This window comes from Xanthomonas sp. NCPPB 1062 (assembly GCF_041481705.2).
GTDB classification, from domain to species: domain Bacteria; phylum Pseudomonadota; class Gammaproteobacteria; order Xanthomonadales; family Xanthomonadaceae; genus Xanthomonas; species Xanthomonas euvesicatoria.
The window spans coordinates 3495310-3516380 of record NZ_CM192987.1 but is presented as its reverse complement, the minus strand read 5'-3'; the positions used below and the strand labels follow the sequence as shown (position 1 = coordinate 3516380).

14 protein-coding genes and 1 pseudogene are annotated in these 21071 nt (G+C 64.2%); 5 read left to right on the top strand and 10 right to left on the bottom strand.

Annotated elements, in window-relative coordinates:
- Nucleotides 1-11 precede the first annotated feature (11 nt).
- Both ACCQ16_RS15230 and ACCQ16_RS15225 read left to right on the top strand, forming a co-directional pair.
- Nucleotides 12-821: pseudogene (locus ACCQ16_RS15230) on the top strand (sensor histidine kinase); the annotation flags it as partial.
- Entirely contained in the window at nt 818-1177 is a 360-nt protein-coding gene (locus tag ACCQ16_RS15225; RefSeq protein ID WP_008578055.1) for a response regulator, read from the top strand. The pseudogene ACCQ16_RS15230 and the gene ACCQ16_RS15225, both read left to right, overlap by 4 nt.
- A gap of 269 nt (nt 1178-1446) precedes the next feature.
- Here ACCQ16_RS15225 and ACCQ16_RS15220 read toward each other — a convergent pair whose 3' ends face one another.
- The gene (locus tag ACCQ16_RS15220; protein ID WP_277572563.1) at nt 1447-2349 is read right to left on the bottom strand and encodes a LysR family transcriptional regulator ArgP; all 903 of its coding nucleotides are present in this window, start codon (nt 2347-2349) and stop codon (nt 1447-1449) included.
- A 101-nt stretch (nt 2350-2450) separates the two neighbouring features.
- Here ACCQ16_RS15220 and ACCQ16_RS15215 point away from each other — a divergent pair, with 101 nt between their 5' ends.
- A complete protein-coding gene (locus ACCQ16_RS15215) occupies nt 2451-3077 on the top strand; it encodes a LysE/ArgO family amino acid transporter (RefSeq protein ID WP_372380002.1) in 627 nt (208 codons plus the stop codon).
- 357 nt (nt 3078-3434) lie between these two features.
- Here the strand turns inward: ACCQ16_RS15215 and ACCQ16_RS15210 are convergent, their stop codons facing one another.
- Nucleotides 3435-5603 (bottom strand): methyl-accepting chemotaxis protein, encoded by a 2169-nt coding sequence (locus tag ACCQ16_RS15210; protein WP_277572565.1) that lies wholly within the window; start codon nt 5601-5603, stop codon nt 3435-3437.
- 514 nt (nt 5604-6117) lie between these two features.
- Nucleotides 6118-6324 carry a hypothetical protein gene (locus ACCQ16_RS15205; RefSeq protein WP_008578051.1) on the bottom strand — a complete coding sequence of 69 codons (207 nt, stop codon included), beginning with the start codon at nt 6322-6324 and terminating at the stop codon, nt 6118-6120.
- Between the two features lie 232 nt (nt 6325-6556).
- Between ACCQ16_RS15205 and ACCQ16_RS15200 the strand changes: the two genes are divergently transcribed.
- Nucleotides 6557-7267: an rRNA pseudouridine synthase gene (locus ACCQ16_RS15200; RefSeq protein ID WP_218490241.1), complete on the top strand. Its 711-nt coding sequence runs from the start codon at nt 6557-6559 to the stop codon at nt 7265-7267.
- Between the two features lie 898 nt (nt 7268-8165).
- On the opposite strand, the gene ACCQ16_RS15195 is transcribed toward ACCQ16_RS15200, so the two are convergent.
- The 5 genes from ACCQ16_RS15195 to ACCQ16_RS15175 all read right to left on the bottom strand — a co-directional run bounded on the left by ACCQ16_RS15195 (nt 8166) and on the right by ACCQ16_RS15175 (nt 12782).
- Nucleotides 8166-8876 (bottom strand): hypothetical protein, encoded by a 711-nt coding sequence (locus ACCQ16_RS15195; RefSeq protein WP_277572566.1) that lies wholly within the window; start codon nt 8874-8876, stop codon nt 8166-8168.
- A gap of 218 nt (nt 8877-9094) precedes the next feature.
- Entirely contained in the window at nt 9095-9499 is a 405-nt protein-coding gene (locus tag ACCQ16_RS15190) for a response regulator (protein ID WP_008578047.1), read from the bottom strand.
- Nucleotides 9500-9577: 78 nt separating this feature from the next.
- Nucleotides 9578-10075: a hypothetical protein gene (locus ACCQ16_RS15185; RefSeq protein WP_127167299.1), complete on the bottom strand. Its 498-nt coding sequence runs from the start codon at nt 10073-10075 to the stop codon at nt 9578-9580.
- A 138-nt stretch (nt 10076-10213) separates the two neighbouring features.
- Nucleotides 10214-12010 carry a DNA helicase RecQ gene (gene recQ, locus ACCQ16_RS15180; RefSeq protein ID WP_029820001.1) on the bottom strand — a complete coding sequence of 599 codons (1797 nt, stop codon included), beginning with the start codon at nt 12008-12010 and terminating at the stop codon, nt 10214-10216.
- A gap of 223 nt (nt 12011-12233) precedes the next feature.
- Nucleotides 12234-12782 (bottom strand): Dps family protein, encoded by a 549-nt coding sequence (locus ACCQ16_RS15175; RefSeq protein ID WP_277572567.1) that lies wholly within the window; start codon nt 12780-12782, stop codon nt 12234-12236.
- 102 nt (nt 12783-12884) lie between these two features.
- On the opposite strand from ACCQ16_RS15175, the gene hrpA reads away from it, so the two are divergent.
- On the top strand, nt 12885-17006 hold the full coding sequence (gene hrpA, locus ACCQ16_RS15170) for an ATP-dependent RNA helicase HrpA (protein WP_277572568.1): 4122 nt from the start codon (nt 12885-12887) through the stop codon (nt 17004-17006).
- 215 nt (nt 17007-17221) lie between these two features.
- On the opposite strand, the gene ACCQ16_RS15165 is transcribed toward hrpA, so the two are convergent.
- Both ACCQ16_RS15165 and ACCQ16_RS15160 read right to left on the bottom strand, forming a co-directional pair.
- Nucleotides 17222-19858 (bottom strand): TonB-dependent receptor, encoded by a 2637-nt coding sequence (locus ACCQ16_RS15165; protein WP_277572569.1) that lies wholly within the window; start codon nt 19856-19858, stop codon nt 17222-17224.
- Nucleotides 19859-19960: 102 nt separating this feature from the next.
- A complete protein-coding gene (locus ACCQ16_RS15160) occupies nt 19961-20995 on the bottom strand; it encodes a glucokinase family protein (RefSeq protein ID WP_277572570.1) in 1035 nt (344 codons plus the stop codon).
- Nucleotides 20996-21071: the final 76 nt, after the last annotated feature.

The window sequence follows — 21071 nt, the reverse complement described above, 5'->3', positions numbered from 1 at the left end:
GGGGGGGCGTCGCGGCCATGCACGATGAAGAGATCGAACAGGTGATCGCAACAGGCCAGCCGGTGCGCGGCGAAGTGCCATTCCCGCATACGACCAAGGGCCTGCGCATCTACGACTACATTTTTACCCCGGTGTTCGGACCCGACGGCAAAGTCGAGGCGATCGCCGGCGCCACGCGCGACATCACCGAACACAAGCAGCATGAGCAGCATCTGCAGCTGTTGATCAACGAGCTCAACCACCGGGTCAAGAACTCGTTGGTGATGGTGCAATCGTTGGCGCGGCAGTCGTTCACCAACGCCGGTGGCCTGGCCGACGCACAGGAAAAGCTCGACGCGCGCTTGCTGGCGCTGTCGCGGGCACACGACACCCTGACGCGCGAAAACTGGGTCAGCGCCGACATCCTGGAACTGACCCGCGACGCTGCCGCGCTGTATGAGTCGCACGACAGCCAGCGCTTCACGTTGCAGGGTGATTCCTGTCGGCTTGATCCGCGGCGGGCATTGGCGCTGTCGATGGCGCTGCATGAGCTGTGCACCAACGCGCTCAAGCACGGCGCCTTATCCTTGCCAGCTGGCAATGTGCTGGTTTCGTGGGAGCGCAGCACGCGTGGCGAGCAGGAACTGCTTGAATTGATCTGGCGGGAAACCGGGGGGCCGCCCGTGCAGCCACCCACGCGCAAGGGGTTCGGCACGCGTCTTCTGGAGCGTGGCTTGAAGCACGACCTCAAGGGCGACGTTGAGCTGTCCTTCGATCCGGCTGGCGTGCGCTTCCGCGTTTCCATCCCGTTGCCGCCCGAGCATGCCGAGGCACGGCCATGACCATGCGCGTGCTCCTGGTCGAAGACGAATCGTTGGTGGCGATGCTCTTGGAGGATTGCCTGGCGGAACTGGGCTACGAGGTGGTGGCAACCGTGGCCGACGTGGACGCCGCGTTGCAAGCGGTGCAGGCAGGCAACCTCGACCTGGCACTGCTGGACATCAATCTTGGCGGCACCTTGTCGTTTCCCATTGCGGAAGAACTGGATGCGCGCGGTGTTCCGTATATCTTCGTGACCGGCTATGCGCAGGGCGGGATTCCCGAAAAGTACCGGCACCGGCACGGCCTGCAGAAACCCTTCCATTTCCGTGATCTAAAACATGCGCTATCGCTGTTGCAGCAGCGCAGCGCCGAGTGATCAGCGCGGGTCTTGTTGCAGTTGAACGACATGGGGGCGGGGAGAAGTTCGATATCGCCGACTGCCGCAATACTCGGACGTGCATGGCACCGCGGCATTCAACCGGTGCGGACAGTGACTGGAATCGGCACTTGGGCGTGCCTGCGCAGCGATTACCCGGCTAGCGTGGCAGGTGTAGCCAATGTGGCGATGGGTGCCGGAATTCGCAGCGTATGCAGATGCATGGCAGCCCGGCGACGGGCAGGCGGTGAGAACGATGGCCGTGGTGTCTATCTGCTGCCACGCAAGCTGGTGGCAGCGGCCTCGCGCAGTGCCTGGTTGAGTTGCTGCAACACGTTCGAGCGCACAGCGGCGTACTGCCAGTACAGCGGAACATCGAGCCAGCGGGTGGGGTCGACGATGACGACCTGCTTGTTGCGCACCGCAGGCAGCACCATCGCTTCGGGCGCCAGGCACCAGCCCAGCCCGCGTGCAGCGGCTTCGACAAAACCGGTGGAGGTGGGCAGGTAATGCGTGGGCGGGCTCAGCCGGCTACGCGTGACCCGCCTGACGAAACGCGCCTGCAAGGTGTCCTTGCGATTGAACACCAGCATCGGCGCCTTTCCCAGCGCGTCGGCAGTGAAGCCACCCTGGAAATGCGCAGCGACGAACGCCGCCGATGCGATCGCGTGGTAACGCATCACGCCCAACGCCTGGACATTGCAACCCTGCAGTGGCGCGCGCTCGGAGGTGACTGCGCCCAGCACGCTGCCAGCGCGCAGCAACTCCAGGGTGTGGTCCTGGTCGTCCATCTGCACATCGAACAAGAAGCCGTGCGCCTGGTACAGCGAAGACAGCGCCTGCAGGAACCAGGTCTGCAACGAGTCGTCATTGACCGCGATGGCGAGGGTACGTGGATGCCCGGCGATGCCATCGCCAGGCAGCAAGTCGGCGATCGCTTCGGCTTCGAGGACCTGCATGGGCTTGAGCCGGCGCAGCAGCCGTTCGCCGGCCGGCGTGGGCCGGCAAGGCGCCGTGCGCATGACCAGTACCTGCCCGAGTCGGTCTTCGAGCGCCTTGATGCGTTGCGAGATCGCCGAGGGCGTCAGTGCAAGACGCTGCGCGGCGGCGTCGAAGCTGCCTTCGTCCAGCACTGCTGCGAAGGCCGCCAATTGCGGATGCAGAAGATCCATGCGTTCACCTGCATTAGAATTGCTAATCAGCATACAGATTATTTAGTTTTCCTAATCCGATGGAAGGGCACACGATGCACGCCTGCCTCGGAGACACCACCATGATCGTTCAAGCAACAGTGGCCGGTTTTCTTGCCGGTGCCGGTCTCATCGTCGCGATCGGCGCGCAGAATGCGTTCGTGCTGCGGCAAGGGATCAAGCGCCAGCACGTGGGACTGGTGGTGGCGATCTGTGCACTTGGCGATATCGCGCTGATCCTGCTCGGCGTTGCTGGAATCGGCGCGTTGGCGCAGCAATACGCGGGCCTGCTGCAGCTGTTGCGCTACGCAGGCGCCGCATTCCTGGCGGTGTATGGGTGGATGGCCGCCTGCCGGGCCTGGCGCGGAGATGGCGCAATGTCGCCGGCAGAACACGGCGAAGACCGCTGGCAACGCGCCATGCTCACCTGCCTGGGGTTTACCTTCCTCAACCCGCACGTCTATCTCGATACGATGCTCTTGCTCGGCAGCCTGGCCACGCATTACCCCGGCGCGTTGCGCTGGGCATTTGCACTGGGTGCGTGTATCGCCAGCGTGAGCTGGTTCTCTGGCCTGGGCTATGGGGCCCGCTTGTTGCAGCTGGTGTTCCGGCATCCGCGTGCGTGGCGGAGACTGGATGGACTGATCGCGGTCTTCATGCTGCTGCTGTGTGTGCTGTTGCTGCTACCCGAGCACGCGGCGCTGCGCTGATCGCTCTGGCTGGACGGTGTGATGCAGTCATTGCGCATGACTTGCGACACATCGGAGCTGGGTATCCCGATCCATCGTGATCTGTTGCCGTACACCGCCAGGCCAGGGCCACCGGATCGCCGCTGATGCTGCGATTGCGCGCCATTTCGCTGTGTTTGGGCCGTTTCATCGGCAGCGAACAGGCGGCATTGCCGTGGATGGTGTCCCTGGGATGTGGACGGCGCCGTTGCAACATCCAGGCGCGCCTCTCAGGGCGCTTGGGACGAGGTGAGTGGCGTGTTGCGATTGCCGCCGGCAACCGCTTCGGTGCGCTCAGGCCAGCTGCGCCTCTGCAGGGCAGCCAGCGGGCCATGCCACTCAGGCGTGGCGTACCTTGTCCAACAGATGCGCGACCGGTGCGGTAGCGCGGGTGTCTACGCGGCGTGCGTGCCGTGCATCGATCTTGAAGATGGCGACCGCGTCGGTGAGGTGCACGGCTTGTTCTTCCATGGAGCGCGCCGCGGCAGTGGCTTCTTCCACCAGCGCGGCGTTCTGTTGGGTGGTTTCGTCCATGTGCGTGATGGTGTGATTGACCTGTTCGATGCCGGCAGATTGCTCCTGCGAGGCCGCCGAAATTTCGCCCATGATGTCGGTGACGCGCTGGACGCTGGCCACAACCTCGCCCATGGTCTTGCCGGCGCTGTGCACCAGTGCCGAGCCTTCGGCCACGCGTTGGACGGAATCGTCGATCAGGTCCTTGATCTCCTTGGCTGCGCCGGAGGAGCGTTGCGCCAGCGTGCGCACTTCCGAGGCGACAACCGCAAAACCACGGCCCTGCTCGCCTGCCCGGGCAGCTTCCACCGCGGCGTTCAGCGCCAGGATGTTGGTCTGGAAGGCAATGCCGTCGATGACGGAGATGATGTCGGCGATCTTCTTGGACGAGGCTTCGATACCACTCATCGTGTCCACGACCTTGCCGACCACATTGCCCCCCTCCGAGGCCACGCGTGCGGCGCCGATCGCCAGTTGATTGGCCTGGCGCGCACTCTCGGCATTCTGCTTGACGGTGGAGGTCAGCTCTTCCATCGAAGCGGCGGTCTCTTCCAGGTTGGCCGCCTGCTGCTCGGTCCGCTGGGACAGATCATGATTGCCCGCGGCGATCTCGCTGGCAGCCGCGTTGATCGACACGGCCGATTGCTGGATGTTGCCGACGATCTGCGCCAGCTGGCTCGCCGTTGCGTTGGCGTCATCGCGCATCTGTGCGAACACGCCGCGGAAGTCGCCGCTCATGCGTGCGGTGAGGTCGCCCGCTGCGATCGACTGCAGCAGTGCCGACAGCGATTGCAGATTGCCGTCCGCGGTGGACATCAATTGGTTCAGGCTCTCCACCATGATGCGGAAATCGAACTGGAAGCGTTCGACATCGCCACGGGCGCTGAAGTCGCCATTGGCAGCCGCCTGTGCCAGGTGCCTGATTTGGTGATTCATCGCCGACAGGTTGAGCTTGACCTGCGACATGGTGTTGCTGAAGGCGGCTTTTTCGCCCGGCAGGGGCTGCATGTCTTCGGAGAGTTCGCCGATGGCATAGCGCCCCATGATGCGCGCCAGATCGTTTTGCACGGCGACATGCGAGGCCACCAACGCGTTGGTGTCGTTGGCCATGCGGCCGTAGTCGCCCGGAAACACGGTTGCGTCGATGCGGAAGCTGATCTGGCCGTTGTCGTGATGCTTGGCCATGTCGGTCTGCGCCGCGATGAGGTTGCGCAGCTGCAGTTGCATCTTGTCCATGGCCTGCAACAGACGACCGGTTTCATCCGTTGCGGTGGTGTGCACATCGTTGCGCAGATTGCCTGCGGCGATGGCTTCGGCAGTGCGCGTGGCCTGGCTCAACGGCGTGGTGAGGCTGCGCGTGATCAACCATGCGAGCAGCGCACTGATCACCAGCGCAGCGATGCCGCCGCTGGCCAGGATGATCTTGCCGTTGTGCATCGATGCAACCGCTGCCGCGTATGCGTCTTTGCTGAGGCGGCGCTCCAAGGCCGCATTTGCAGCAATTGCGGCTTGTTGCTCGTCCATCGCCGCAGCGGCAGCACCTTGCAACAAGGCCTGCGCTTGCTGATTCTGGTCGCGCATGCCGTAGTCGAGAATCTGGTTGTTGAACTTGACCGAGATGTCGCGCTTTTCCTGCACCAGTGCGAGCGCGCTTTTCTCGAGTTCGCTACTTGGCATCGCAGCCAAGGCATCGTGGGCTTGCTTGTAGCGCGCACGACTCTTTTCGATGATGTCCAGTGCGCGCCGGTTGGCCGCATCGCCGGACACCATCACCACGTCGCGCAAGCCAATCGCCACGTTGGTATTGGCGTCGAGCATTTCGGAGGACAGCCGGATCCTTTCCATGTTGTTGTTGACGATGGTGTCCAGCTCATAACGCGCATTGGACATGGTGATCAGGCCGGTCGCCACCAGCAGGCCCGACAGCAGAATCAAAATGCCGAAGGCCATTCCGAGGCGACGGCCGACATTGAGGCGTTGCAGAAAGTCATTCATGACCGCTTCCAGGTAGTACAGCTGAGCAGCTCGGTGGATGCGGGGTGCATCGACTCAAGCGTCTTGCCCAGCTAGCGGCCGGATTTGAGGGAGCTAAAGACCGTCGATCGAAAATACTTACCGCTGATTCATTACAGATCGGAAGTTTCCTGACAGCAGTTTCCCGCGTCCTGACACGGGCGCCCCAGGGCGCGAATTCAGATGTGTCTGGCCGGATCGAAGCGTGCCAGGAATGCAGCGATTTTCCGACGTCTTGCCGACATGTGCGCTGACTAACAGACGCGTATGACCGGCCACCGGATTGCATGCAGGGCCAGTGCTGCATCGAACGCTGGGCAACGATCTGCCGCGAGCCCGTGAGCGGATAGGTCGTGCGAGCCACCTCATTGGAGGTGTGCCACGCCGTACGCCGAGCGGATTGCCGCGCCGCAGCATGCATGCCAGTAAGCACCGCGTGCTGCAGCGTGAGCCATCGCGTGCGCAGCGGCGCGACGCGATGGCGATCACTCTTTGCTCAGGCTTCCAGCGCAGCGACCACGTCTGCGTGCAGTTGCTTGGCGCCACTCTCGCTGTTGAAGCGCGCAAAGACTTCTTCGCCGGAGATCAGCCCGACCCGAACCGAGTGGCAATACGACCCGAAGCTTTCGCCAGCATTGAATGGGTCGCTGATGACAGAGATATGGTTGAGGCGGACCCGGGCGGTGCCGAACTGGATAAACATCTGCGATCTCCTGTGTGAGCTTCGAGTTTCCCACGTTGTCGTGCGGTGCAGAAGCGTTTGCCGGTGCCTGCGTGCACACGGCGTTTGCCGTTGCGTTGGTGGCGGGCAATGCGCAACTTGCGCAGGCGCACCGTCCAATGCATTGGGCAACGCTCCATCGCTGCCGTGCAACGACTCACGCGGGCGAGCAGCCAGCACGTACACTGCCGTCCCCTGATGCTGAGCTCGTCCGATGTCCGATCCGATCCGTCTCGATAAATGTGTAGCTGCCGCGTTCGGCTGCTCGCGTGGCGAGGCCCAGCAGTACATCGAGGGTGGGTGGGTCAGCGTGGACGGCGTGGTGGTCGAAGAACCGCAGACGCTGGCTACCGCGGCGCAGGTTACCCTGGCCGAAAATGCGGTACTGGCGCCTGCCGAGCCCGCCACCTTGTTGCTGCACAAGCCGGCAGGCATCTGCGTCGATGCCGCGCTGGCGCTGGCCACGCCGGCAACGCGCAGCGCACTGGATCAGGCGGAAGTACGTGTGCTGAAACGGCACTTCCTACGCTTGCACGCACCGCTGCCGCTGGAAGACGCCGCAAGCGGCCTGCTGATCCTGAGCCAGGATGGCCGCGTGCTGCGCCGGTTGAGCGCTGACGCCAGCGCGATCGAGCAGGAATTTCTGGTCGAAGTGCGCGGTGAATTGCGCCCTTACGGCATGGCGCGGCTGGCGCATGGCTTGGTCTATCAGCAGCGCAGTCTGTCGCCCTGCAAGGTGAGCTGGCAAAACGAAGACCGCCTGCGGTTTGCGATCAAGCACGTGCAGCCAGGCCAATTGCGCTACATGTGCGGCGAAGTGGGCCTGGAGGTCGTGAGCATTCGCCGCCTGCGCGTGGGCCGGGTGTCGCTGGGCAAGCTGGCGATCGGTGAATGGCGCTACCTGCCGGCAGGTGAGCGGTTCTGACTGCAGCACGGAGTATGCGGCTGCAGCCGCTGGAATCACGTCGCGCTGTGTGCAAGCGTGCTCAGTCACGGCCAGCAGCGCATGCAGCGATTATTTCTTGTTGCGCTTTTTCTTGGCACGCGTGACCAGAAACAGCACAACGGCAATCACACCGATGACCAGGATGATGAAGGCCGGAGATAAAAACGAATTGTCGCCCATGCGGAACTCCTGACAGTCTTGCGCAGCACAGCGCTGCGATGACGTTAGCCTAGCGAGCGGCCTGCTTGATCGCGTGAAATGCATGGCTTGCCGCAGAAGCGGGCGCATGGTTCCGCCGCATCGATGATTCAGCGCATCGACGTAATTGGCGCGGAAGCTGGCGTTGCCTTGCATCGATCCATGCAGCAATCAATCAGCCACCTGGCACGTGTGGGAGCGTGCCTGTGCAGCGTGATTCGGGAAAGGATGGCCCGGTGCATGAGCGGGCGGCCAAGCAGGCGCTTGCGCAATGATGCGCCCACATCGACATGTCGCGCGGATTGAGTGCCATGAAAGTGATGCGCGATCGCAACGACGGTAGAGCTGCGGTCAATTGCAGGACGGGGCAGGTCTTCCAGGCATCAAACCTGGCGACAATTCTTTGGTGCTAAGCGACTGCACGGACGAACGCACGCGCAGATCACAGGGAAGGCGCGGCCATTCTGTCGCGCCTTTTCATCCGTGTCCCGGCAGGGGCGTGCTCTGCGCCCCGCGAGTTGAGCGGCCCAACAGGCCTCGCGTCCGGTAGCTGCAGTTTAAATGCGACATCTATCACGTAAATCGGGAGCGAGCCGACACGCTGTCGGGGCGTACCCGACAGCCGACGCGACGATCTGCGCATGACCGTGGGCTTGTGCCCACAGCCCAACTCACTGCATCACTGAAACGTAGAGGTGCAGCGGAAGCCGGAGCAATCGATCTGCACCGTATTGCCGCTGCTGCAGACCGCGCTGAAGCGCGTGGCGCTGGTGGCTTGCACGGTGCCGCATTGCAGGCCATTGCTGATGCCCTGGGCGCGACTTGCCGCCGACGCGGTCGACATGGCCGGGCTTGCAGGCCCAGCGTTGCCCCCGACACCGGCAGGCGCTGCCGCAACGCCTGCCTGCTCGGCGGCTGCCGGTTCGCTCGCCAATGGCAGGGTGACCGCCGACCCGTGCGCGGAGTTGCCTGAACTGGGATTGCCTGCAACCACCACACCGTGCACGTTCTCGCCCTGCAACGGTTGGCCCCGGTCTTCACGATGGCGGTCGAAGCTCAGCGTCTGCCCGAACACCAACTGGATCCAGCTCGGGTAGGTATAGCCGGTGCCCTTGCTGTGATCGACGATGGCGCCAATCGCCCCGCCGATCAAAATGTTGCCCCAAATGCCCATGTTGGCGCGCGAGATGGAACGGCCTGCGGCATCGCGTTGGCCGGGCAGCACACAGGTCACCTCCAGATCGCGCGCGGAACGATGCACTTGTGCGGTCTGGCCGGACTTCACCGTGACGCGGCCCTTGTCGTTGCTGATGGCGCAGTCGGCGCCGGAAACCAGTTGCCCATCGGCCGTCTTGGTGTCGATGCGAATTGGCTGGGTCGCGTCGTTCATGACCGTGGCGCAACCGCTTAGCGCAACCATGGCAATGGCTGCGGTCACTAGATGTCTCATGTTTTCCCCTGGCGTAAGACACGGTACGGCCAGCCGGGAGTTACGCCGCGTCTGTGGTACTACCGTGGTGTGGTCGATCCCCGTTGCCGCCGCATCGCGCGAGGGCTGGCATTTAATACCGGGATTGTGGGCGGCCGTCCAGTCGCGGCCGCTCGTGTTTACGCGACCGGGGTGGCCAGCACGCGGTGCTTGGCCATCACGCTGCGGATCGCACTGAGCAGTTGCTCAGGGGTATACGGCTTTTCCAGAAAGGCCACGCCGTCGGGCAGGATCTCTTCCACGTATTCGACCGCCAGGCCCGAAGTCAGCAGCACCGGCAGGTTGTACGGCGCATGTGCAGTCTTGAGCGCCAGATCCACACCGGTCAGGCCGCCGGGGAAATGGATATCAGAAAACAGCACGTCCACCCGCGGGTCGCTTTCGATCAAGGCCAAAGCTTCTTCGACCGAGCCGGCGCTACGGCAGGTGAACCCATAGCTCTCCAGCACAAGGCAGCTGAGCTGTCGGGTTCCGTCGCCGTCTTCGACAACGAAGACAACCGGCCGTTCCTTGTTCTGTGGCATGAGCTGGTCTCGTAAGGCAGGCCACATTCTCAGCGATGCGGCAGTGAACCCTCTGTCAACGCACACCTCGCCGTATGGTTACCAGCCGAACGGGCCCGGACCATGACCACCGGGTGCATAACGCGGGCCAAAAATGGAGCCCTCACCACGTCCGACGCTGATGCTGACGCCAATCTGGTGCGCCTTCCCGTCGTCGTCGTAATAGGTCTTGCAGGAATTCAAATTCACCGCCTGCCAGTTGCTGTTGCCGCCGCGGCTGGAGTAGCCCAGACCGGTCTCGACAGCACCATGCAGCTTGCCCTGGCATTGCTCGGCGCGCTCGGCAGCGATGGAAGCGGCACTTGGCCGGGCCAGCGCCGGCTTGGGGCCGCTCTTGTCGCCGTAGAAGGTGCCCGGCGGGTCGTTGCTGTATTCCGGGTCGGAGCGGAGCTGCACCGGGGCTTGCGGAATGCTCAGGTCCAGCGAACGTGCGCTCGCCGTTTCGGGATTGCCGTCGCTGGCTTGGGCCAACGCACTTCCAGCGGCGACGCTGCCGGTGGCAAACAGAGTGACCAGGACAAGCAGGCTGCGTTTCATCGGTTGGACTCTACGAAGAGGGGCTGGCAGCGCGTGCCGGCTCGCTTTGTGAAACTAGCAACGGCTGATTGAATGCGCGCTGTCGATCCTGCGGATTTTTGTGCCGTCTGCGGTGTTGTGTTGACACATGCTGCTGCATCAGCCCTGTTCGCGCACGATCTCGATCAATTGCGCGCCATAACGCGCCAGCTTGCCGCCGCCGATGCCGCCCACCCGCGACAGCGCATCGATGCTGGTTGGCCGTTGTTCGGCGATGTTGCGCAATGTGCTGTCGTGGAAGATCACGAAAGCCGGCACGTTCTGTTCCTTGGCCAGATCCGCGCGCAGGCCACGCAAGGCGTTGAACAGCGCCAGATCCTGCGGCTGCACCGGCAGGCCGGTGCGCTGCGCGCTGCGCTCGCGCCCGGCAGCCGGGTTTTCGCGGCGCATCATGACCTGGCGCTCGCCCTTGAGCACCTGGCGGCTGGCATCGGTGAGGCGCAGGCCGCCATGACCTTCGCTATCCACCTCCAGCAGGCTGGCGGCCACCAGCTGGCGAAATACGCCGCGCCAGGTGCGTTCGTCCAGGTCGCGGCCGATGCCGTAGGTGCTCAGCTGGTCGTGGCCCAGCTGTTTGATACGTTCGTTTTCGCTACCGCGCAGGATGTCGATCAGATGGCCCACGCCAAAGCGCTGCCCGCTGCGATACACGCAACTGAGCGCCTTCTGCGAGGCCACCGTGGCGTCCCAGGCGGCGGCCGGGGTAAGGCAGTTGTCGCAGTTGCCGCAGGGTTTGGGATAGGTCTCGCCGAAGCCGGCCAGCAGCACCTGGCGGCGGCATTGCATGGATTCGCAATAGCCCAGCAGGTGGTCGAGCTTGGCGCGCTCCAGACGCTTGCGCTCTTCGGCGGCTTCGCCTTGCTCGATCATCTGCTTGAGCAGCACCACATCGCCCAGGCCGTAACACAGCCAGGCTTCGGCGGGGTCGCCGTCGCGGCCGGCGCGTCCGGTTTCCTGGTAATAGCCCTCCAGCGATTTGGGCAGATCCACGTGCGCCACAAAGCGCACGTCCGGCTTGTCGATGCCCATGCCGAAAGCGATCGTGGCGGCCATGATGATGCCGTCCTCGCGCAGGAAGCGGCGCTGGTTTTCTGCACGCACCTCTGCCGGCAGGCCAGCGTGATAGGGCAGTGCATTGAAGCCTTGCGCGCACAGTTGCTGCGCGGTTTCTTCCACCTTGCGCCGCGACATCGCATACACGATGCCGGCCGAGCCACGATGACGGCCCAGGAATTCCTGCAGCTGTTTGCGCGCGTTGTCCTTCTGCACCACCGTGTAGCGGATGTTGGGGCGGTCGAAGGAACTGACGAAGTGGCGCGCGTCCACCAGATCCAGGCGCTCTGCGATTTCGCGCTGGGTCGGCGGGTCGGCGGTGGCCGTCAGCGCCATGCGCGGAATATGCGGCCAGCGCTCGTGCAGCACGGTGAGCTGGCGGTATTCCGGGCGGAAATCGTGGCCCCATTGCGAGACGCAATGGGCTTCGTCGATGGCGAACAGCGCAATGCGGCTACGTTCCAGCAACGAGAGGAAGCGCTGGGTCAGCAAGCGCTCGGGCGCAACGTAGAGCAGATCCAGGTCGCCGGACAACAGGGCGCGTTCCACGCGCTGGGCGTTTTCTGCATCCAGGGTGGAATTGAGGAACTCGGCGCGTACGCCGAGCTGGCGCAGGGCCTCGACCTGATCCTGCATCAGCGCGATCAGCGGCGAGACCACGATGCCGATGCCGTCGCGTAGCAGCGCCGGCACCTGGTAGCACAGCGACTTGCCGCCACCGGTGGGCATCAGGACCAGGGCATCGTTGCCGGCAGCGACGTGTTCGACAATGGCCTGCTGCGGGCCGCGGAAGTCGTCGTAGCCGAAGACGCGGCTGAGCAGTTCGTGAGCGGGGGAAGACATCCGCCTAGGATACCGTGCGGGTCAAGCCCTGGCCGGATGGCATGGGAGCAGCTGCGCGCAATGGCAGATCGGAGATTGCCGCGATGTGCTGTATGTCGGCGCGCAGGGGACGCACTGAAGCCTTATGCGGTTGGGATGACGTGGGCTTCGCACCGTACCCTCACCCCAACCCCTCTCCCGGCGGGAGAGGGGCTCAAACCCGAAGGGGCGAAGCCCAGAGGGTTTACTGCAGCAGCGAGCGCAGCATCCAGGCGTACTTTTCGTGGGTTTGCAGACGCTGGGTCAGCAGGTCCACGGTCGGGTCGTCGCCGGCGTCGTCGGCGGTGCCCAGCACCTTGCGTGCGGTGCGGCAGACGGCTTCGTTGCCGCTGACCAGCTGACGCACCATTTCACGCCAGTCGGCGCTGTCGCTCAGGCCCGGCTCTTCCGGGATCGAGGTCAACGCGACGAATTCGCGGTACGAGCCCGGCGCGTTGTAGCCCAGGGCGCGGATGCGCTCGGCCACCTCGTCCAGCGCCGCCCACTGCTCGGTGTACTGGGTTTCGAACATGGTGTGCAGCGAGTTGAACATCGATCCGGTGACGTTCCAGTGGAAGTTGTGGGTCTTCAGATACAAGGTGAAGGCGTCAGCCATGTAGCGGGCCAGACCGTCGGAGATCTGCTTGCGATCGCTGTCTTTGATCCCGATATCGATATGCGGTGCCGACGCAGCAGCGCCCGGCAGGGCATCACTGACGACGACGGGCTTATTGGCGTTTTTTTTCTTGGACATGGGATGGTCCTTGCAGGGTGGATGTCTTGGGGAACTGATATGGCGTCACAATAGACAGGCTAAAGGATCAAACGTCATTCAATTTTTCACATTTTTCCATCAATGAGCGCTATCGACTCCACCCTTGCCGACACCTTGCGTGAGCGCCGCCATGCCGTGGATGGTGCGATGAGCCGCGACCGTGGCCGCTTGCTGGGCCTATGGTCGCGCTGGCAGGGCAAGCCGGGCAACCCGCAGGTGCGCGATGCGTTCGAGCAGGCGCTGGCGGCATCGCAGGCGCAACGCCAGGCGCGGGCCGAGCAGCAGCCGGCCATCACGCTGGACGACCAGTTGCCGATCGCGCGCGAGGCCGAGCGCATCATCGCGCTGATCCGGAACCATCAGGTGGTGGTCATCGCCGGCGAAACAGGCTCGGGCAAGACCACCCAGCTGCCCAAGCTTTGCCTGGCGGCCGGACGCGGAGCCGCCGGGATGATCGGCTGCACCCAACCACGCCGGATCGCCGCGCGTGCAGTGGCCGCGCGCGTGGCCGACGAGCTGAAGACGCCATTGGGCACGACGGTGGGCTTCCAGGTGCGCTTCACCGATCGCGTCAGCGATCAGTCGCGCATCAAGTTCATGACCGACGGCATCCTGCTGGCGGAAATCGCCAGCGACCGTTGGCTGTCGTCCTACGACACCATCATCGTGGACGAGGCGCACGAGCGCAGCCTCAACATCGATTTCCTGCTCGGCTATCTCAAGCAGTTGCTGCGCAAGCGCTCCGACCTCAAGTTGATCGTCACCTCGGCCACCATCGATACCGAGCGCTTTGCACGGCACTTCGACGATGCGCCGGTGATCAGCGTGGAAGGCCGCACCTTTCCGGTCGAGGTGCGTTATCGCCCGCTGGAAGGCGATACGGGCGACAGCGACGATGGCGAACACGGCAGCGGCCGCGACGGCGAGCGCAGTGTCAACGATGCGATCGTGGCGGCCATCGACGAAATTACCCGCATCGACCCGCGCGGCGATGTGCTGATGTTCCTGCCGGGCGAACGCGAGATTCGCGATGCGCACCAGTCGCTGGAACGGCGCAAATACCGCGAAACCGAAGTGGTGCCGCTGTACGCGCGGCTGTCGGCGGCTGATCAGGACCGCGTGTTCAACCCGGGCCCGCGCCGGCGCCTGGTACTGGCCACCAACGTGGCCGAGACCTCGCTGACGGTGCCGCGCATCCGCTATGTGGTGGATCCGGGGCTTGCCCGCGTCAAGCGCTACAGCCCGCGCCAGAAGCTGGACCGGCTGCATATCGAGCCGATCTCGCAGGCCAGCGCCAACCAGCGCATGGGCCGTTGCGGGCGCATTGCAGAGGGTATCTGCTACCGGCTGTATGCCGAAGCGGATTTTGCCGCGCGGCCGGCGTTCACCGATCCGGAAATCCGACGTTCCTCGTTGTCCGGGGTGATCTTGCGCATGCTGCAGTTGGGGCTGGGCAGGATCGAAGACTTCCCGTTCCTGGAGGCACCCGACGAACGTGCGTTGGCTGATGGCTGGCAACAGCTGCTGGAGCTGGGCGCCATCGATGCGCAGCGGCGTCTGACCGCCACCGGGCGCCAGATGGCGCGCCTGCCAGTGGACGTCAAGCTGGCGCGCATGCTGGTGGCCGCGCAGCAACATGGGTGCCTGCGCGAGATGATCATCATCGCCGCATTCCTGGGCATCCAGGATCCGCGCGAGCGCCCGCCGGAAGCGCGCGAGGCCGCCGATAACGCGCATGCGCTGTTTGCCGACGCGCGCTCTGAATTCGTCGGCATCCTGCGCTTGTGGGATGCGTACCGGCAGGTGCATGAAGATCTCACCCAATCCAAGCTGCGCGACTGGTGCAACCGGCATTTCCTCGGTTTCCTGCGCATGCGCGAGTGGCGCGAGCTGCACCGGCAGCTGCGGTTGCTGTGCGAAGAACTGGGTTGGAGCGAAGAGCCGGCCAATGTGATGCTGGCGCCGTTGCTGGCCGGTGCCAGCGCGCCCGCCCGCGAGGACGGCCACAACGTCAACCGGCCCACGCGTGGCCAACTGCACCGTGCTGCGCGGCTGGCACGCGAAGGCAAGCCGGATCCGAACGCGGCGCCTGTGCAACCTGCGCCTGCTGCGACGACCAAGCAGGCCGAGGCTGCCGAAGCCTCGGCGCGGACCACCGAACGCGAGCGTGCGGCGGCGTATCAGGCGCTGCATCGCGCCCTGCTGGCGGGCCTGCCGACGCAGATCGGTCATCGCACCGAAAAAGGCGACTATCTGGCTGCGCGGCAACGCCGCTTCGTGCCGTTTCCGGGTTCCGCATTGGCGCGCAAACCGCCGCCGTGGATTCTGGCGGCCACGCTGCTGGACACGCAGAAAGTGTGGGGCATGACCAATGCCGCGATCGAGCCGGATTGGGCGATTGCCGAGCTGCCGCATCTGCTGGCGCGCAAGCATTTCGATGCGCACTGGTCGCGTGCGCAGGGGCAGGTGGTCGCTTCGGAACAGATCAGCCTGTTCGGGCTGGTGCTGGCGCCGAAAAAGCCCGTGCATTTCGGCAAGATCGATCCGGCCGCAGCGCATGACCTGTTCGTGCGCCAAGGCCTGGTGACGGGCGAAATCAATACGCGGGCCGCATTCGTGGCCGACAATCTCAAGGTGCTCGAGCAGGCGCGCGAAGAAGAGGCCAAGCTGCGTCGTGCCGGTATCGTTGCCGACGAAGGCTGGCAGGCGCGCTGGTATCTGGATCGCATTCCGGCCGAGCTGCATTCGGCCAGCGGTCTGGATGCGTGGTGGAAGAGCTTGCCGCCGGACAAGCGCCGCAGCCTGCATTGGTCGTTGAACGATCTGCTGCCGGGCGAAGGCAGCGAAGCCGATCGCTTTCCGAAATATTTCCCACTCGGCGATGCGCGCCTGCCGTTGCACTACCGCTTCGAGCCGGGGGCCATCGACGACGGCGTGACGCTGGAGGTGCCGTTGCACCTGCTCAATGCGCTGGATCCGGCGCGCCTGTCGTGGCTGGCGCCGGGCTTCGTCGCCGACAAGGCGTCTGCGTTGATTCGTAGCCTGCCCAAGGCGCAACGCCGCAACTATGTGCCGGCACCGGATTTCGGACGTGCGTTTTACGAGGCATTTAGCATTGCCTCGGCCGACGATATCCGCGGCGAACTGGCGCGCTTTCTGACCAAGGCCACCGGGACGCAGGTGACGGCACTGGATTTCGATGAGCAGGCGCTGGACACGCATTTGCTGATGAACCTGCGCCTGCGCGATGACGACGGCAAGGTGCTGGCCGAGTCGCGCGATCTGGACGGGCTGCGTGTGCGCTTCGGCGAGCGCGCGGGGCAGGCATTCGCCGCACGGGCCGGGCGCGCGCTGGCCGCCGAAGGCCTGCGCGACTTTCCGAGTGCGCCGATTCCCGAACAGGTGGCCGGCGAGGCCGGCGTGCCGGCATACCCGGCGCTGGTGGATCAAGGCGACAATGCGGCGCTGCATATCTTTGCAGACCGCAACGAAGCTGCGCGGGCGCATCCGCGCGGCGTGCGGCGCTTGCTGGAAATCGCATTGGCCGACAAGATCAAGCAGGCGCGCAAGCAACTGCCGGTGTCGCCCAAGACCGGTCTGCTGTATGCGGCGATCGAATCGCAGGAACGCCTGCGTGGCGATCTGGTCGATGCGGCGCTCAATGCCGTGCTGGCCGATGGCCTGGGCGCCATTCGCGACCCCGGCGCGTTTGCGCAGCGCCGCGACGATGCGGGCAAGCGGCTGTTCGGCGAAGCGATGGAGCGTTTGAAGTTGGCCGAAAGCATCCTGGGCGCCGTGGCCGAACTCAAGCCACTGCTGGAAGCACCGTTGATGGGCTGGGCACGCGGCAATCTGGACGACATGGAGCAGCAACTGCGCGCGCTGGTGCATGCAGGCTTCCTGCGCGACACGCCGGCCGATGCATTGGCCAATTATCCGCGCTACCTCAGGGCGATGATCCTGCGTACCGAGCGTGCAAAGCGCGATCCTGCGCGCGACCAGGCGCGCATGCTCGAGCTCAAACCGTTCGTGGATGCAGTGGAAGCCGCCGCTGCGCACGGTTTGCAAGACCGCCAAGAGTGGCAGGCGCTGCGTTGGGATCTGGAAGAACTGCGCGTGTCGGTCTTTGCGCAGGAGCTAGGTGCCAAATCCGGCGTTTCTGCGAAGAAACTGTCGCAACGGGTCGCTGCACTGCGCGGTTGAGCCCTCGGTCGGGCATGTATCCGAACAAAGCCGCGTGCGTCTTTATAAGGCACGCGGCGTGCGCCTCCGATGCTGAGAACGGCCCGTATATCGTCGCGAGCAGTCGGCAGATCAGCGCAGACGGTGCGCTCGAAGCCGGGGCGTACAAGTGGTACGCCCGGCTACGAGCACCGACCGCGCCCGCCTGGCGGTGAGCGCAGTCGTTGCTAGCTGCGCTAGAACTTCAGGTGCAGGCTGGCCATGTAGCGGCGTCCGCTCTTGTAGCGTCCAGCCAGGTGGTCCTTGTCGCCCAGATACTGCAGGTATTGCTCGTCCAGCAGGTTCTGCGCATCGACCTGCAGCGACCAGTTCGGGCTGAAGGCATAGCCGATACTGGCGCCGAGTTCGGCGTAATCGTCCACGCTTGCCGGTGCCGCACCGGCCACATAACCGCCGGCCAGATAGCTGTCGCGCCAGTTGTAGGTCAGCCGGGCATTGAGTGGGCCTTTTTCGTAGTAAGGGCTGAAGGCGAGGCTGTTGCGCGATTGGTAGGGCAGGGCATCGCCGGTGTTGTTTTCGCCGGCGGCATAGGTGTAGTTGGCGGTCAGACCGAAGCCGCTGTCGCCGAACGGTTGCTGGAAGGAGATGTTGAAGCCCTTGACCTTGCCGTCGCCGGCGTTGCGCGGCCGCTGGATGCTGTAGTCGCAATAGCCATCGGCGGTACAGCCGTTGCTGCCGAGCAATTGCGCCCAGCTCTGCGGCGCAGTGTCGCGCAGTGCGTTGTACTGGCGCTCCACGCTGGCGCTGGTGTCGATGTAGTTGTCGATCTTCTTGTAGAACACCGACCACGCCACCACCGCTTGCTGCGCGAAATAATATTCGGCAGAGAGATTGAAGTTCCAGGATTCATACGGCGACAGGTCTGCATTGCCGCCGCTGCCGGTCAAGGTGGTGTCGTTGAGGAAGGTGTTGTTGACCATCTGGTTGTACGGTGCCCAGGCGATGACCTTGGCCGCAGCGAAGCGGAATACCCAGTCGTCGCTGGTGTCGTACGACAGCGTCAGCGAAGGCAGCAGAAAGTCTTCCTTGCGGGTGCGGGTCTGCCACAGGCTGCCGGCGTCGGCGAGGGAGGGCGTGCCGCTGTAGACGAAGCCACTGCCTTCGGTCTTGGAATCCACGTAGCGCACGCCGAGATTGCCGCGCAGACCGCCGCCGGAAAAATTCAGCTGCGCGTAGGCCGCATTGTTGGTCTGCTCCAGCGCCCAGCTGTTGTTGAGGTAGCTGGCCGGATCCGGCGCGCTGTAATCGACCGGGCTGTTGCGGATCCAGTTCAGCACGTTGTTGCGACCTGCCTGTATATGTCGGCCGTGATCGGGATAGAACCCCTGCAGATCGGTGAGCCCGATCGTGCCCACGTCGGCCAGGGTGCCGGGGGTGACACCACCATAGACATTGAGCTCGAAGCGCTCGTCATGCTTGCCGTGGCGCACGCCCAACAGCAGTTGATTGAACACGCCATCGAACTGCAGATTGAAATCCAGCTGGCCGTAGGTGTCCTTGCTTTCGGTAGAGAAGATGCCGTTGTTGCCGAACCAGCCGCCGGCCGAACCCCAGTTGGCGGGATTACGTGCCGCTGCGGAATCGTCGAAGCGGATGCCGCGGCGGGTGTCCCAGCTGAAGCCGCCGTTGTAGAACGGCTCGATGAAGTATTGCGAGAGATCGTTGTTCTCGGACTTGCTCTGGCCCACCTGTCCGTTCAAGCCCCAACCCTCGCCGCGGAAGGCGCCGCGCAGGTCCAGTCCTTTGGTGGTCACCTCCGATTCGCGCACGTTGTTGTCGTAGATCACCGTGCCGCCGAGCGGGATCGCATTGGCGCTGGAGTGGCCACTGGTGACCACGCCGTTACGGACGCCGCCAAGTTGGTCCACCGCCGCCACGGTGCCGGCATTCCAGGTCAAAAAGCTGTACATCGACTGGTTGTAGTTGTCGAAGTTCTCATTGATGTACAGGCCGCTCAGATTGAACTCCAGCGCCTCGCTGGGCTTGAGTTGCAGGTTGACCACGGCGCTGTCGCGCTCGCGATCCTGCTGGAACCAGGCCGCGTTGATCGAGTTGGGTACATCCGCATCGGCAGGCACGCCGCCTGCGGCATTGGCGAAAGTGCTGGCCGGTGCGTAGCCGAACACTTCCATGCCGCGGCGGTCGACGCGTTCTTCGTAGTGCTGCGCCGACACCGCAATGCCGAAGGTCTGCGCCGCGTTCTTCCAGCTGTAGAGCAGTGCCGCGTTGGGTTTGCCCTGGCTGGCCTGGTCGCTGTAGCTATAGCCGATGGACGCAGCCACTTCGTTGGCCTTCAGATCCAGCGGCTGCCGCGTGTGCATTAGCACCGTGCCGCCCAGGCTGCCTTCGGTCAGGCGCGCTTCGGAGGATTTGAGGATTTCCGCACGGCCCAGGATCTGCGGGGCCAGCAGGGTGTAATCGAACCCGCGGCTGGGCTGTTCGCCATAAAGCCAGATCGCCTGCGCAACCGGATGCCCGTCCAGGAACGACAGATTGAGGCTGGGGTCGGTGCCGTCGATACTCACGCGCTCGCCTTGTCCGAAGCGCCGGTCCAGGGTGACGCCGGGAATCTGCGAGAGCGCTTCGGCCACGTTGGTGCTTGGGAATTTACCGATGTCTTCGGCGGTGATCGCCTCGGAGATGCCGGTGTTGTTGCGTTTGGTATCGAGCGATTTTTCCAGGCTGGCGCGGATGCCGACCACCTGGACGGCATCCAGGTCGGTGGCTTGCGTGCCAGCGCCGTCCTGGGCTTGCGCAGCGAATGCCAGCGATAGTGCAATGGCGCTGGACAGCAGGGTGGTGCTGTATTTCATGATGTCTCTCCTCATCACGCACAGGGATGGACGGCGGGCTGCCGCTCGCCGGATGCGGGGTCTTGCAGACGCGCGCTCGGGGTGGAACGCGTGGTAGATCGCTTACGACAGCTCGGTGTGGTGTTGCAGATACCAGTTGGCCGCGCCGAGCACGCCCAGTTGCCCGTGCTCGACCAATTTGACCGGGATGCGTTCGAGCACCGCGCGCATGTTTCCCTTGTCCAGGAAGCGCTCGGCGAATGTGCTGCCAGCCAGGAACTGGCCGATCGTCGGCAGGAAGCCCCCGGCCAGATAGATGCCACCGGCAGCGCCGTAGGCCAGTGCCATGTCGCCGACCGCGCTCCCCAGCAGGCCGCAAAAAATTTGCAGGCACTCGCGCGCAAGCGCATCGTTTTCGTGCAGCGCTGCGTGCGTCACGGCGGCGGGCAGGCGATGGAGCGGCGTTGCGTCATGCAGCTCGCACACCGCGTGGTAGAGATGCAGTAAGCCCGGGCCGGAAAGCACGTGCTCGAGCGGCAGATAGTGCCGGCCACGCAACAGGCGTTGCAGCAAGGCGTATTCGTGCGGGTGGGTGCTGGCCAGCGCGACCTGGCCGGCTTCGGTAGCCAGCACGATTGCGCGTGGCTTGGCATCGATCCACAGTGCTGCACCCAGACCGGTGCCGGGGCCGACCACCAAAATCGGCCCGTTGGCGCGCGCATGGCGCGGCGTGGGTCCGCTCAGCTGCAGCACGGCGCGTTGTTCCATCTGCGGCGCTGCGTAGGCCACCGCCTCGAAATCGTTGACCAGGTGCACGTTGCGCACCGCCAGTGCGGTACCGATGCGGCTGGGCGAAATCGTCCAGGGCAGGTTGTTGCTGATGAAGCTGCCATCGTCCAGCGCTACGCCGGCACTGGCGATGACCACCGCATCGACGCGGCGCCGCTGTTGCAGGAAGTCCTCGAGGATGGCCTGGAGACTGGCGTGTTCGGCGCAGCGATAGGTGCGGTAATGCGAAAGCTCGATGGCTGCATCGCGCGTCTGCAGCATGTGCCCGACACGCACATGCGTGCCACCGACATCGGCAGCGACGAAGCTGGTGGCAACGGGGACATCGGGCGAGGCAGAGGCGTAAGCGGAACGCGAAATCGCAGCCACATTCAGTCCTTTGGTCCGTCTGACCGGCCGATGCCGTCAGCGAGTAGGGGCCTGTGTAGGAGTTAGTGACAACGAT